General features: G+C 61.8%; 11 protein-coding genes. All 11 read left to right on the top strand.

Annotated elements, in window-relative coordinates:
- Positions 1-177 precede the first annotated feature (177 nt).
- The gene (locus VJ464_17730) at positions 178-1,080 is read left to right on the top strand and encodes a GDSL-type esterase/lipase family protein (protein ID HKQ06975.1); all 903 of its coding nucleotides are present in this window, start codon (positions 178-180) and stop codon (positions 1,078-1,080) included.
- Between the two features lie 18 nt (positions 1,081-1,098).
- On the top strand, positions 1,099-1,830 hold the full coding sequence (locus tag VJ464_17725; protein HKQ06974.1) for a TRAP transporter TatT component family protein: 732 nt from the start codon (positions 1,099-1,101) through the stop codon (positions 1,828-1,830).
- A 61-nt stretch (positions 1,831-1,891) separates the two neighbouring features.
- The gene (locus VJ464_17720; GenBank protein HKQ06973.1) at positions 1,892-2,152 is read left to right on the top strand and encodes a hypothetical protein; all 261 of its coding nucleotides are present in this window, start codon (positions 1,892-1,894) and stop codon (positions 2,150-2,152) included.
- Positions 2,133-2,552: a PIN domain-containing protein gene (locus VJ464_17715; GenBank protein ID HKQ06972.1), complete on the top strand. Its 420-nt coding sequence runs from the start codon at positions 2,133-2,135 to the stop codon at positions 2,550-2,552. Before VJ464_17720 ends, VJ464_17715 begins: the two co-directional genes overlap by 20 nt.
- A 122-nt stretch (positions 2,553-2,674) precedes the next feature.
- Positions 2,675-4,111 (top strand): hopanoid biosynthesis associated radical SAM protein HpnJ, encoded by a 1,437-nt coding sequence (gene hpnJ / locus VJ464_17710; GenBank protein ID HKQ06971.1) that lies wholly within the window; start codon positions 2,675-2,677, stop codon positions 4,109-4,111.
- A 128-nt stretch (positions 4,112-4,239) separates the two neighbouring features.
- Positions 4,240-5,091 carry a hopanoid biosynthesis-associated protein HpnK gene (hpnK, locus tag VJ464_17705; GenBank protein HKQ06970.1) on the top strand — a complete coding sequence of 284 codons (852 nt, stop codon included), beginning with the start codon at positions 4,240-4,242 and terminating at the stop codon, positions 5,089-5,091.
- Positions 5,088-5,531: an EamA family transporter gene (locus VJ464_17700; protein ID HKQ06969.1), complete on the top strand. Its 444-nt coding sequence runs from the start codon at positions 5,088-5,090 to the stop codon at positions 5,529-5,531. Before hpnK ends, VJ464_17700 begins: the two co-directional genes overlap by 4 nt.
- Positions 5,528-5,896: an EamA family transporter gene (locus VJ464_17695; protein HKQ06968.1), complete on the top strand. Its 369-nt coding sequence runs from the start codon at positions 5,528-5,530 to the stop codon at positions 5,894-5,896. The genes VJ464_17700 and VJ464_17695 overlap by 4 nt, the downstream gene beginning before the upstream one ends.
- The gene (hpnI, locus tag VJ464_17690) at positions 5,896-7,110 is read left to right on the top strand and encodes a bacteriohopanetetrol glucosamine biosynthesis glycosyltransferase HpnI (protein HKQ06967.1); all 1,215 of its coding nucleotides are present in this window, start codon (positions 5,896-5,898) and stop codon (positions 7,108-7,110) included. Before VJ464_17695 ends, hpnI begins: the two co-directional genes overlap by 1 nt.
- A 226-nt stretch (positions 7,111-7,336) precedes the next feature.
- Positions 7,337-11,374, top strand: a complete 4,038-nt coding sequence (locus VJ464_17685) for a C25 family cysteine peptidase (protein HKQ06966.1) — start codon at positions 7,337-7,339, stop codon at positions 11,372-11,374.
- A gap of 290 nt (positions 11,375-11,664) precedes the next feature.
- Positions 11,665-14,781, top strand: a 3,117-nt coding sequence (locus tag VJ464_17680; protein HKQ06965.1) for a proprotein convertase P-domain-containing protein, incomplete at its 3' end; no start/stop codon positions are given.

The following is a 14,781-nucleotide window of genomic DNA, read 5'->3' as shown; positions in this document are numbered from 1 at the left end:
TTGTATTCAGGCAGATTGTAACTATTGACTGTCCGACGCGGTAGCGGTTTCCGCGCTTCACGATGAAGCATCGGCGCACGCGTCGGTATGAGCCGGCTTGCGGTCATCACCTGCCGAGAAATAATATTTCTCTGTCACGCGATGACAACGATTCAGTCCCGCAAGTCAGGAAGACGTATGCGTACACACAAACACTTCATCACCCCCTTTGCCGCGGCGGCCATCGCGTCGCTTGCGGCAGCAGTGGTTTGCCTGGCGCAGCCGTCGGCGCCGGGGAAGACCGGCGTCATTCAACCGGGTCAGCAACCCGCCGGTAACCGAGGCGCAACGAGGGCCGCCGATAAGCCCGCTCCGCGCAGTGACCAGAATTCGCAGATTGCCCACACGCAATTGTTGGAGAAGGCGCGCAAAGGCGGCATTGATGTTTATTTCTTAGGCGACTCGATCACGCGGCGCTGGGGCACCAGTGACGAGCAGTATAAAGACTTTTTGGCGAACTGGCGGCAGAACTTCTTCGGTTGGAATGCCGCCAACTTTGGCTGGGGCGGCGACATGACGCAGAATATTCTCTGGCGGCTCGACAACGGCGAGCTGGATGACGTCCATCCCAAGATCATCGTCGTTATGGCCGGGACCAACAATGTCAGCAAGCTGTCGCCGCAGGGCAAGGATGACCCGCATGTTGCGGAGCTCACTCGCGGCATCAAGGCCATCCTCGACGTCTGCCGGCAGAAGGCTCCCGAAGCGACCATCGTGCTGATGGGCATCACGCCGCGCAACGACAACATGGAGCTGATGCTGATCATCCGTCAGATCAATGCCAACATCGCGAGATTCGCCGACGGCAAAAAGGTCAGGTATCTCAACATCAACGACAAACTCGCCGACGCCGAGGACCATTTGCTTGAAGGGATGGCCAATGCCGACGGGCTGCACCTGGATGTCAAAGGCTATCAGGTGTGGGCCGATGCGTTGAAACCGATCTTCACGGAGCTGCTGGGACCGCCGGCAAAAACCGATCACGCGCCGCCGCCGACCGGCGACCCGAAGGCTCAGTCGAACCCAACCTCACGCCATTAAAGAGAGCGTTCAATGCTTATGAAACGACTTGCGGTTATTCTCACGCTGCTATTGACGCCGTGCAGCGCCGCCATTGCGCAGGAGTCACCGTTCGCGAAATCCGACAGCCTGTTTGCCGCGCGCGATAACCTCGACAGCTTGAAGCAAGCCATCGCGATGATCGAAGCGCGGCGCGTCAAAGAGCCGGCGAATTTTGAAGTCGTCTATCGCGTCGCCCAGTACAAGTACTATCTGGCCGACCGCGAGCCGGACAAAGCCAAACGCCTGAAGCTCTACGAAGCCGCCATTGAAGCCGCCAAGAAAGCCGTTGCTCTGGATGCGAATCGCGTCGAAGGCCATTTCTGGCTGGCGGCCAACGAGGGCGAATACGCCGATTTGAAAGGCGCACTGAGCGCCCTCGGCCTGGTCAAAGCGGTGCGCAAAGCGTTCGAGGCGGCGCTGGCCATTGACCCGACTTACAAGAACGGCGCGATCTACCTGGCGCTCGGCAGGCTCGACCTGGAGCTGCCGCGCCTGTTCGGCGGCAACGACGGGCGCGGCCTGGCGCGGCTCGAAGCCGGTTATCAAGCCGCCCCCACCAACGCCGAGCTGAAGATGGCGCTCGCCGAGACCTACGAGAAGAAGGGCCGCAAGGACGATGCGCGCAAGCTCTATGAGAGCGTCATCAGCTCAAGCGACCCGGTGCGCACGCCGAACGAGCTGGCCGAGCTGCGCGCCAAAGCCCAACAGCAACTTGCGAAGCTGAAATAGCGATCTGCCTGGCGGGCGGCTATGTTATGATTGCCGGGCGAGGAAAGTCATGAGCCGTACTTTGACCTTAGAGATTCCCGACGAGGTTTATGAGCCGCTGGCGAAGTCTGCCGAGCAGACGGGAAAAACGCCTGAGGAGATGGCTGTGCTATTGATGACCGAGAGCGTCAAACATCTTGCGGATGACCCGGTCGAAAAGTTTATTGGCGCATTCGATAGCCGGATTCCCGATTGGGCAGATCGTCACGACAAGTATGTCGGGGATGAATTGCTGAAGCATACCCTTGGCGGAGCGGACACAGATGCCGGGAATGCTCGTTGACACGTCGGGGTGGGGCAATCTGGTAGATTCATCCCAACCTTACCATTCGCTCGCATCCAGCCTGTACCGTGACGCCCGGTTGCGAGAGGATCGGATCATCACGACCAGTTATATCCTTGTTGAATTGGTTGCCTTGCTTACCAGCCCGTTACATATCCCTCGGCCAGACATCATCGCTTTCATTGAGGGTGTGAAACAGTCACCATTCATCGACATCGTTTATATAGACCAGACGATTGACGAAGCCGCCTGGCGACTGCTCAGAAACCGGCAGGACAAGGACTGGAGTCTCGTAGACTGCGTGAGCTTTGTCATTATGCAGCAACGAAACCTGGTCGAAGCGTTGGCGTCCGATCATCACTTTGAGCAAGCCGGATTCATACGCTTATTGAAGCCCTAGCAGGGGGCGATCAAATCAGATTCGCTTTACATCGATGCCATCGAGGAAAACTTGAAAACCGCTTGCTTGACGCCCGCGTAACCGTCAAGCTATAACAGTTTGACGGTCTCTCAGATGAAAGGATGCACATGAAGACACTGCTGTTGAATCCGCCCTCGTTCCCTAACTTTGACGGTGGCGCAAGCTCGCGCTGGCCGGCGTCGCGCGAGATTGCTTCGTTCTGGTACCCGGTGTGGCTGTCTTACCCCGCGGGTTTGATTAAAGACAGCCGTTTGCTCGATGCGCCGCCGCATGAGGTGACGCCCGAGCAGACGATTGAAATCGCCAAAGATTATGACTTCGTCGCGCTCTACACCAGCACGCCCGGCTGGAATAACGACATACGATTGGCCGAGATGATGAAGGCGGCCAAGCCCGCTCTCAAGATCGCTTTCGTCGGCCCGCCTGTCACCACGCAGCCCGACGCCGCGCTCCAGGCGAGCCCGGCCATTGATTTCGTCGTCCGCAAAGAGATCGATTACCCGCTGGCCGAATACGCCGAGGGCCGCCCGCTTGCCGAGATTCTCAACGTCAGCTATCGCCGCGACGGGCAGATCGTTCACAACGCCGAACGCCCGCCGCTGCACGATCTCGACGCGCTGCCGTTCGCCGTTGACATCTATAAGCGCGACCTCGACATCACCAAATACAATGTGCCGTTTCTGTTGAATCCTTTCATCTCGTTCTATTCGTCGCGCGGCTGTCCGGCGCTCTGCACCTTCTGCCTGTGGCCGCAGACGATCAGCGGCCATGCGTGGCGCACGCGCAGCGCCGCAAACGTCGCCCAGGAATTCAAGCGCGCCTGGGAGCTGTTTCCCAATCTCGAAGAGGTCTTCTTTGATGACGACACCTTCTCGTGGGGCAAGCGCCGCACCATCGAAGTGAGCGAGGCATTGAAGCCGATCAAGAAGACATGGTCTTGCACGTCGCGCGTCCATGCCGATTACGACATGCTCAAGGCGATGCGCGACGCCGGCTGCCGGCTGCTGATCGTCGGCTTTGAATCCGCCGACAACCAGATTCTCAAGAACATCAAGAAAGGCGCGACCGCCGAGCAGGGGCGCGAGTTCGTCAAGAACTGCAAGAAGCTCGGCATTCACGTTCACGGCGATTTCATCATCGGCCTGCCCGGCGAAACTCACCAGTCCATCGAAGCGACGGTCAAGTACGCGCAGGAGCTGGATTGCGAGACGATTCAGGTGTCGATTGCGCACTCGTACCCCGGCACTGAATTTGATGATTACCTGCGCCAGAACAACTATCTGCTCGACGAAGACATGACCGACGACATGGGCCATCAGTTGCCGGTCATCCAGTATCCCGGGTTGTCGCGCGAAGAGATCGTTCAGTCGGTCGAGCATTTCTACGACCGTTACTACTTCCGTCCGCGGGTGGTCTTCCGCATCGTTCGCAAGGCGATCTTCAATGGGCGCGAGCGCCGGCGGCTCTACAAGGAGGCGCGTGAATTCCTCGCGCTGCGCGCCAAGCGCAAGGAGTTTGTCGCTCAGGCCGCCAAATGACCCGCCGCGTCATTCCCATAAACAGTTCAACTCGCGCTGCCTCTGCCACAAGCCGGGGCAGCGCGAGCGCCTTTGAGGCAAGGCCTGATGCCGCGCGTCCCGCGACGAGTGCGACTGCGGCGCGCCGGTTGATCGTCAATGCCGACGACTTCGGCATGTCGGAAGCGGTCAACGAAGCCATCATTCGCGCTCACCGCGAAGGCGTGCTGACCAGCGCCAGCCTGATGGTCACGGGCGAAGCGGCAGCCCAGGCGGTGAAACTCGCGAAAGAAAATCCGCGGCTTGCGGTCGGCATTCATCTGGTCGCGGTGATGGGCCGCAGCGCGTTGCCGCCGTCAGAGATCCCTTCGCTGGTTGACGCGGCGCGGAACTTTTCAAACAACCCGGTGGCCGCCGGGCTGAAGTATTTCTTCTCGCCGCAGGCGCGCCGCGAACTGCGCCGCGAGATCGCCGCGCAGTTCGCACGGTTTCATGAAACCGGCCTGAAACTATCGCACGTTGACGGCCACCTGCACCTGCACGTCCATCCGGTGATCTTCAACGAAGCGCTCAGGCAGGCGATGAAGTACGGCGCGCGGCGCATGCGCGTGCCTCAAGAAGAACGCCGCCTGGCGCTCGGCTTTGACGGCTCGCACCGCGCGCAGAAGACGCTGTTTACGATTCAGTTCGGCGGGCTGGCGCGCTACATGAAGCGCAAGCTCCGCGCCGCGGGCTTTACTGTGCCGGAGCGCGTCTATGGCAACTTGCAGAGCGGGCGCATGGACGAAAGTTATTTTCTTTACACGCTCGACAACCTGCGAGCGGCGACCACGGAAATCTATTTTCACCCGGCGACCTATCCGGCAGACCGCGCCCTCGACGCCCACGAGCAGCAATGCCAGATCGAGTTTGAAACCCTGTTGAGCGGGCGCGTCCGCGAGCGCCTGGCGCAGTCGAACATCAAGCTGACGAATTATCCCGAAATGGAAGCGCAGGCATGAAGACCGCCGCCATACTGATTATCGCCATCTTCGCCCAAGCCGCCGGCAATGTCTTTTTGACGCGCGGCATGAAGTCTGTGGCGACGACGGCGCCCGCTGACGGCGGCTTGATGAGCGTGGTCTCACAATCCCTGCACGTTGCTTTGCAAGCCATGCAGAGTCCCGAAATCTGGGCCGGCACCTTGTTATTGATCGTTTTTTTCGCGCTCTATTCGGCGGCGCTGTCGTGGGCCGACTTGAGCTTTGTGCTGCCGGCGACGGCTTTCGGGTACGTGCTGAATGTCGCGGCGGGACATTACTTCTTGAATGAAGAAGTGACCAGGGCGCGCTGGATCGGTTCGATCATCATCACGCTCGGCGTCGTCTGCGTGTCGCGTTCGGGCGAGCGCACCGCCACCATTGAACCGGCGCAGGCGAGCGCCGCGGGGGAAGGGCAATGATGACCGCATTGATGATTGCGCTGGTGGTGCTGGGCGGGTCTATCGGCGACGTGCTCATCACCAAGGGCATGAAGCAGGTCGGCGAGATTGCGACGCTCAACGGGCGCGAGCTGTTGCGCATCGCCGGGCGGGCGCTCACCAATAAATGGTTTCTGTTCGGCCTGTTCTTCATGACCGTGAGCTTCTTTTCATTCCTCGCCGTGCTGTCGTGGGCGGCTCTGAGCCTGGTGCTGCCGGCGACTTCGGTGAGCTTTGTCATCACCACCATCGGCGCGAAGCTGATTTTGAAAGAAAAGATCAGCTCGGTGCGCTGGGCCGGCATCGTGCTGGTCTGCGTGGGTGTCGCGCTCATCTCGCTGCCCTGATGCTCAGCCTGACGACGATCATCGGACTCTTGCTAGCCGCCTGCACGCTGGCGGCGACGGCGTTTTATCTGCTGTCGATGATCGCCGCGTATCGCTTCTTCTCGCTCACGCCGGATAGGAAAAACACAGAGGCACAGAGGCACAGAGACGCGGAGGCCGCCGCGTGGTCGCCGGTGTCGGTGATGATCCCGCTGCACGGCGCGGACTTTGACGCTTACCAAAACTACGAGCGGTTTTGTAAGCAGGACTACCCGCGGTTTCAGCTCGTCTTTGGCGTCCGCGAAGCCGGCGATTCATCGATCCCCATCATCGAAAAGCTCAAGCGCGACTTTCCCGGCCACGACATCGAACTGGTGGTTTGTCCCGATGTGATGGGCACAAACCTCAAAGTCAGCAACCTCGAAAACATGCTGGCGCGGGTGCGCTATGAACAGATCATCATCGTTGACAGCGACATTCGCGTCGAGCGCGATTATCTGCGGCGCATCGTCGCCGAGCTTCAACCGCAAGGCGTCGGCCTGGTGACCTGCCTGTACCGCGCCGCCGAAGCGCGCGACTTCGCCTCAAGGCTCGAAGCCGTCGGCATCACCGGCGAATTCGCTGCCGGCGTGCTGATGGCGCGCATGCTCGAAGGCGTGCGCTTCGCCCTCGGCTCGACGATGGCGACGACGCGCGAGCGGCTTGCCGGCATCGGCGGCTTTCGCGCCCTCAAAGATTATCTCGCGGACGATTTCATGCTCGGCAACCTGATTGCCGAGCGCGGCGATGAAGTGCGCCTGTCGCATGTCGTGGTCGAGACGGCGATGCCGGCGACAGGCTTTGCCGGCATGATGCGCCACCAGATGCGCTGGGCGCGGTCAACGCGCATCTCGCGGCCCGCGGGCTATCTTGGCCTGCTGCTGACGTATGGGACGGCGCTGGCACTCATCAACGTGGCGGTGATGCGGGCGTCGTCGGCGAGCCTCGTGCTGCTGGCGTTGACGCTTGCGGTTCGATTGTTGATGGGCTGGCTGGTCGGCGTGCATTACCTCAAAGATCGCATCCTGAAGCGGCACTTTTATCTCGTCCCCTTGCGCGACGTGTTGAGCTTCGTCATCTGGGCGGTGAGCTGGTTCGGGCGCACGGTTGAGTGGCGCGGGCGGCGCTTTGAAGTTAGGCGCGACGGGCGCATGGAGCAGGTCGCCGGCCCGGCCATTATCACGCAAGCCGAATGACCCTGACGTTCGCTACCTTGTCGCAGGTTTCAGCCCCGACTCGCTCACCCGTCCACACTTGACTTGCACCGCAAACCCCAATACTATAGCGGCCCATCCAGGGGCCTTTTACGATCATACGACCGTCTTTGCATTAGGAAGCAGCGCTTCAGATTAAGTAGCGAGTGAGCCTTCAATATTGCTAAAGATTCCGCCTGTCCTGGAGCTTGCCCGAAGGGAGAACGTTGTGAAAATAATTAGCCGCCTGAGGACATGGACACTCGGTTTATCAACGGTGTTCTGCATTGCCATCATCAGCGCGACGGCATCAGCGCAAACCACTTACACATGGAATCAGACCGGCACGGCGTCGTGGGCGACTTCGACGAACTGGACGCCGACGCGCACGACTCCCGCGACCAATGACGTTCTGGTTTTCAACAACGGCGCGACGACGACTGTGACTGGTGTGCCGACGCAGACCATCGGCCAGTTGTCTGTATCCGGCAACACAACGGTCAACCTACAGCCTGCATCTGGCATCGTGACGCTCACCGTCAGCGGCGGCTCGGGGACAGACCTCTCCGTCGCCAGTGGGTCTGCTCTGAATGTTAGCGGCGGCACAACAACCACAAACACGCTGAAGATACTCGTGGCGACGTCGGCCACCGGAAGCATCAGCGGCTCCATGACCTTTTCCAACGCCCAGCATCAACTCGACGCCGCGGATGCGAGCGGCATCACCTTCAACTCAGGGGCGACCTTTACCTATAATCCGGGCGGATCGAGTGGTAATGCCTTTACAAACGCCGGCACCGCCAACGCAATCGTCTTCGCCTCCGGTGCGAGCTATATCTCCCAGGGCGGCGCTAATCCCTTCGGTCTGGGCCAGCCAAGCTCAAAGGTAGTCTTTCAAACAGGCAGTCTTTATAGCCATCAAAGCAGCGGTACACCCGCTTTCACGGGGCGCACCTATGCCGATTTTGAGTTGAAGATCGCGACCCCTGCTATCAGCATATCCGGCGCTAGTGCTGCATCAGTCAACAACCTGACGATTACACAAGGAACGCTGAACTGGGGCATGACCGGAACGCCCGGTCACGCCATCAAAGGAAACATCAGCGTTGCCGCTGGTGCAACACTGAACTTCGCTCCGGCGAGCGCGGGCACGGTTAACCTTAACGGGTCTAGCGCTCAGACGATCACCAACTCCGGGACGCTCACCTTCAACAGTTTTCAAACTGTCAACGTCAATAACGCGAATGGCATCACCTTGGGCAGCAACATCTCAATGACCGCGGGCGCGCTGACGCTAACTAGCGGCACCATTTCGACCGGCGCGAACACGCTCTCCATCGGCAGCGCCGTGACCGTGAGCCGGACCAGCGGCTACATCATCGGCAACCTGCTAAAGACCTATGCCGCCGCCGGGTCGAAGACTTTCGAGGTCGGCACCGCGAACGGTTACTCGCCGGTCGCGGTCAACATCACCGCCGGAACCTTCCCCGCGGACTTCACGGTCAAAGCCGTACAGGCAGCGCAGCCAAATATCAACGACCCAACAAAGGCGCTGCAACGCTACTGGACGCTGACGGCTACGGGCGTCACCGCCGACCTGACATTCAACTATCTCGATGCGGATGTGCCGATGACGGCCAACGAGAACAACTTTATCGTCGTCAAGTACAACGGCACCTTCTCGATCCCTTCGCCCCAGACCGTCACCCCGGCTTCAAATCAGGCGACCGTCACTGGCGTCAGCTCTTTCTCTGACTGGACACTGGCCGAGCCTTCAGCGCCGAACGCCGTCGCTTTGAACGGCTTCACGGCTGACGGTCTGGCCATCTCGCCCAGCTTGCAGAAAGGCGGCGTCTTGCTGCGCTGGCAGACCGGCATGGAAGTCGCCAACCTCGGCTTCAATGTCTATCGCGACGAGGCAGGCAAACGCACACGGCTGACGCCCAACCTGATTGCCGGCTCGGCGCTCTTCGTCGGCGCGAGAACGACGCTTGGCGCGGGGCGCTCTTACGTGTGGCGCGACAGCGGCGGCGCGAGCGCCAATGCGCAGTACTGGCTCGAAGAGATTGACCTCAACGGCAACAGCTACTGGCACGGGCCTTTGGGTGTGTCTGCGGGCAAGCTGGCGGCGGATGTCTATGAGCCGAGCTCCCGGCTATTGAATGACCTCGGCGGCGAGCAAAGCAGCGACGCGGCAACGCCGCCGGTCGAGCGCCGGGCGGCGACGAAGCGGGCGACCGCAGCGGCGCTGATTAGCCAACAAGCCCTCACCGGCATCCCGGCGGTCAAGATCACCGTCAACCGCGAAAGCTGGTATCAGGTCAAAGCCGCGGAGCTTGTCGCCGCCGGACTCGACGCCCGCGTCAATCCGCAGATGCTGCAACTTTTCGTTGACGGGCGCGAGCAGCCGATCAACGTCCTGACCGACGGAAACGGCCTGCTCGCCGGCATTGAATTCTATGGCATGGGCAGCGATAGCCTTTACACAGCCGAGCGCGCCTACCTGCTGACGGCTGGCACCGCGCCCGGCAAACGCATTCGGCAGGTAAAGAGCGCCGGGGATGCGGCGGCCGGCGGCAGCTTTCTGATGACCGTCGAACGACGCGACCACACGCTCTACTTCCCCGCCTTGCGCAATGGCGACAAAGAGAATTTCTTTGGCGCGGTCGTCGCCCGCGACCCGCTTGATCAAACCTTGACGCTCCAGCGTGTCAACAGCGCCGCGCCGACTATGGCCGCGCTCGAAGTCGCCCTGCAAGGCGTCACCTCGCAGGCGCACAGCGTCATGGTCGAGCTGAACGGCCGCCCGGTCGGCACCGTGTCGTTCGCCAATCAAGCCGCGGCGGTCGCCGTCTTCAACGTTGCCCATGCGCTGTTGCGCGAAGGCGCAAACACCGTGCGCCTGGTGCCATCGGGCGGCGCAAGCGACATCAGCCTGGTCGATTACTTGCGCGTCAGTTATCAACATTACAACACGGCGGACAGCGACACGCTGCGGCTGACGGCGGCGGGTAAGCAGCCGTTGCTGATTGATGGCTTCAGCCAGCCGGCGGTGCGTGTGCTGGATGTGACCGATGCCGGCGCGGCGCAAGAGCTGACCGGCACGCCGCAGGCGCAGCAGAACGGCTATGGCGTTTCGCTGCTGGTGCCGGGCGCGGGTGAGCGGCGATTGCTGGCGGTCGCAGGCGAGTTGAACCAACCACTTCGAGTGTCGGCGAGTCCCACTTCGTCCTGGCATCAGCGGGGCAATGCCGCGGACCTGCTGATTGTCACACGCGGCGACTTTGCCGGCGCGCTCGACCCGCTGGTGGCGCAGCGGCGGCGGCAGGGCTTGAGCGTCGCTGTCGTTGACATCGAAGCCGTCTACAACGAATTCAGCTTCGGGCAGAAGACGCCGCAAGCGCTGAAAGACTTTCTCGCCTACGCGGCGACGAGCTGGAAGAAGAAGCCGCGTTATGTCTTGCTGGTCGGCGACGCCAGTTTCGATACGAAGAACTATCTCGGAGTCGGCGACTTTGATCTGGTGCCGACGAAACTGTTCGACAGCGATTATCTGGAGACGGCTTCCGACGACTGGCTGGTTGACTTCAACGACGATGGCATGCCGGAGCTGGCCATCGGGCGGTTGCCGGCGCGGACGGCAGGCGAGGCGCTGACGATGGCGGCGAAGATCGTTCGCTATGACAGTCAGTCGTCCGCCGATACGCTGTTGCTGGTGAGCGACCAGAATGACACCTACGACTTCGCGGGCGGCAGCGCCGCCTTGCGCGTAGTGATTCCGCCTGAGGCGCGCGTCCAGTCGCTACATCGCGGCGACGCCGACGACGCAACGACGCAGGCGCAACTGATCTCGGCGATCAATCGCGGTCAGCGAGTAGTGAACTACTTTGGCCATAGCTCGGTTGACATCTGGCGCGGCAACCTGCTGACCGGGGGGAATATCAGTGACCTGGTAAACAGCAACCGGCTGACGGTCTTCATGATGATGAGCTGTCTGAACGGTTACTTCCACGACCCGGCGCTCGACAGCCTGGGCGCGGCATTGCTGAAGTCCGAGCGCGGCGGCGCGGTCGCCGTGTGGGCATCGAGCGGCATGACTTTGCCCGGCGCGCAGACGGCGATGAATCAGGAAGCCACCCGGCTGTTGCTCAGCAAGCCAGGGCAGCGGCTGGGCGATGCCATGCTGCAAGCGAAAGCGGCGGCGACCGCCGGTGATGTGCGGCGGACATGGATTTTGTTCGGCGACCCGACGACGAAATTGCATTAAGCGCAACCACCGTTTGCTTTGATGTGAGCGGGCCGGAGGCGGTCGCAAAGACTGTCTCCGGCTCTTTTTTGTGCGCGCCGCTCGATTCATTCTCAGGCGTATCGGCAGCATCTCGCTTGACTGGTGATTTTCGGGGCGGTTAGGATTATCGGCAGTCGCAAACGGACTGCACGGCGCGACCACTGCATAGGCGCTCAGCCGATGCGGATCATTGCAGCAACAATCAAAGCGCAACACACCCTGTCCCCTTCACTCGTTGAATGTTGCGCAATTTGCACTCAGGAGGCGATATGAAAAGGCAGCCCTTGCGCCCGAGGCGCAGGACAACGCGGTCTATCCGCGCCGTTGCGGCGCTGATGCTGGCGCTCGCATTGCTCGGACTCGGTTATTACCGCATCGTCGCAGCGCAGAAGGACGCGGGCACAGAGTGGCGCGTCGAAGTCGAAATCTTACCCGGCGAATCCGCGAAGATGATCGATGTAACCAGCCGCCCGCTGGTGCCTGTGGTCATCTATGGCAACGCCGGCGTTGCCGCGGCCAGCCTGCAAGCCGCCAGCGTTGCGGTTGCCGGGGCACCGCCGACCAAACGCGCCAAGGGCCAGTTGCGCGCCGAACTCAAAGACGTGAACGGCGATGGCTACGACGATCTGCTGGTCAGCGTCGCCGCGCAGTCTTTACGGCTCGGCGATGGCGATCAGTTCATCACCGTCACCGCCACGACCGTAGACGGTCAGCGCGTCAGCGGCACGACAAAAGCAGCGATCCAGCACGCGCGCTCGCTGCCCGCGGCGGCGCCTCCCGACGGCATGGCCTTTACAAACAGCGGGCCGGTCATGATCAACGACGGCGGCCCGTCGCCGGCGACCGCGACGCCTTATTCGTCAACCATCGATGTCTCGGGGCTGACCGGCAATGTGGCCGGCATTACAGTGACGTTGACGAACCTGTCGCACAGTTTCCCTGACGACATTGACATCCTGCTGGTGGGGCCGACCGGCGCTAACGCCTTGATCCTTTCGGATGTCGGCGGCGGCACGGCGGCGTCGAACATCACGCTCACCCTGAGCGACAACGGCGGCGCTTCGCTGCCCGACGATGGGCCGCTCGTGTCCGGCACCTTCAAGCCGACCAACATCGGCGCGGGCGACAGCTTCCCGTCGTCGGCGCCCGTGCCGACCGGCAATACGCTGCTGTCCGTCTTTAACGGCACCAACCCGAACGGCGCCTGGAATCTCTACGTCGTTGATGACAACGCGGGCAATACCGGCTCCATCGCCGGCGGCTGGGGCTTGAATATTCAGACCTCTTCACAGAACTGCAACTCGGCCAACATCGATATCAACGACAGCAACTCTCCGCCGACCACCGCGACGCCCTACCCTTCACAGATCAATATCTCCGGGCTGACCGGCGCGGTGTCGAAAGTAACCGTTGACCTCAAGGACCTGACGCACACATTCAGCGACGATATTGACATTCTGCTGGTCGGGCCGACGGGCGCCACCGCCGTCATCATGTCGGACGCCGGCGGCAGTTGGATGGATACGGACCTCGACCTCACGTTTGACGACAGCGCCGCGAACCCGCTGCCCGACGAGCCGCTTTCAAGCCCGCTCACGTCGGGCACCTACAGGCCGGCGAATTACGAGACGACGCCCGATACGTGGCCGACCGTGCCGACGCCTTCGGGAAACTCGGCGCTGTCGGTCTTCAATGGCACCAACCCGAACGGCACCTGGAAGCTCTACGTCGTCGATGACGAAGGCGGTGATAGCGGCAACATTGCCGGGGGCTGGTGTTTGAACATCACCACCGGTGACCCGACGCTGGCGCGCATGTCGTCGCAGTCGGCTACCGTCAACCAGGACGGGCGAGTGGCGATTGAATGGAATGCGAGCTACGAAAGCGACAACCTCGGCTTCAACGTTTATCGCGAAGTGGGCGGCCAGCGCCAGCGCGTCAACCGCGAGATGATTGCCGGTTCGGCCTTGTTCGCGGGACAGGGCATCGGGCTGGCGACGGGGCGCAGCTATCGCTGGTTCGACCAGTTGACCACCGGCGCGCGCGAGGCCCGCTACTGGATTGAAGCCGTCGGGCTTGACGGCAGCAGCGACTGGCACGGGCCGTTCACGGCGGCCTACGTTCCCGGCGCAAATCTCGATGCGCCTTCACCGTCGCTTGAAGGACTGGGCGGGCAGCGCGGCGGCCACGAAAGCAATGGCGGCAACTTTAACATCTCTGCCGCGACCGCTGTTGCGCAGGGGACGGCGACGGCGCTCAAGCTCTACGTCCAGCAGACAGGGATGTATCACGTGACGCAAGCCGAGCTGCTGGCCGCAGGGCTGAACCCGGACGTTGACCCGCGCCGGCTGCAACTTTATGAAGACGGGCGCGAGCGACCTATCATGGTGCCGGGCGAAGCCGATGGCCGATTCGATGTCGGCGACGCCGTCGAGTTCTACGCCACTGCGCCCGACAGCGCTTACACCACGGCGCGCGTTTACTGGCTGGTTGCGGGTCCGCAACTGGGACAACGTATCAAGCGCGTCAAGTCGAAAGGCTTTGCCGAGGGGGCGGCGAGTTATCAGGCGACGGCTGAACTGCGCGAGCGCAGCGTCTACTTTGCGGTGCTGCGCAATGGCGAGCGCGAGAACTTCTTTGGCGCGGCGGTCGGCGGCAATGGCGTGACGCGCAGCTTGCGCCTGTCAAACGTCGTGGCGACGGCTCCGGCGACGCTTGAAATTACGATGCAAGGGATGACGCTGATGCCGCACCGCGTCAACGTGATGCTCAACGGCGAAGCGGTCGGTGACCTGGCTTTCGAGGGCCAGGCGGCTGCCGCGTTGCGCGTCAACCTGCCGCCGGCGAAGCTGCGCGAAGGCGACAACGACATCCAGTTGATCGCCGGCGGTGGCAGCACCGACGTTAGCTTGATTGACACGATCCGCCTGAGCTACGAGCGCGGCTACCGCGCCGACGGCGATGCGCTCGCCTGCACGGCGCAGGCGAAAGCGGCGGTCACGCTCAACGGCTTCAGCAGCTCTGAGCTTCGTGTAATGGATGTTACCGAAGCCGAGAAGGGCGGCGAGCGCGAAGTCGCCGCCACGGTGGGCCATGGCAAGAGCGGCTATAAGGTGACGGTGAGCGCGCCGGGCGAAGGCACGCGGCAACTGCTCGCCTTCACGGCGGCGCAGATGCGGCGGCCCGCGGCGATTGTCGCGGACAGCCCATCCCACTGGCGACAGCCGGCGAACGCCGCTGATCTGGTCATCATCACGCGGGGCGATATGATGAGCGCGTTCGCGCCGCTGAAGGCGTGGCGCGAGCGCCAGGGCTACAAAGTCGCGCTGGTTGATGTCGAAGACCTCTACGACGAGTTCAGCTACGGGCAGAAGACGCCGCAGGCG

It is taken from the genome of Blastocatellia bacterium, assembly GCA_035275065.1.
Lineage (GTDB): Bacteria > Acidobacteriota > Blastocatellia > UBA7656 > UBA7656 > DATENM01.
Note: the sequence above shows the minus strand (reverse complement) of the source record. Positions and strands in the feature narration are given on the sequence as shown.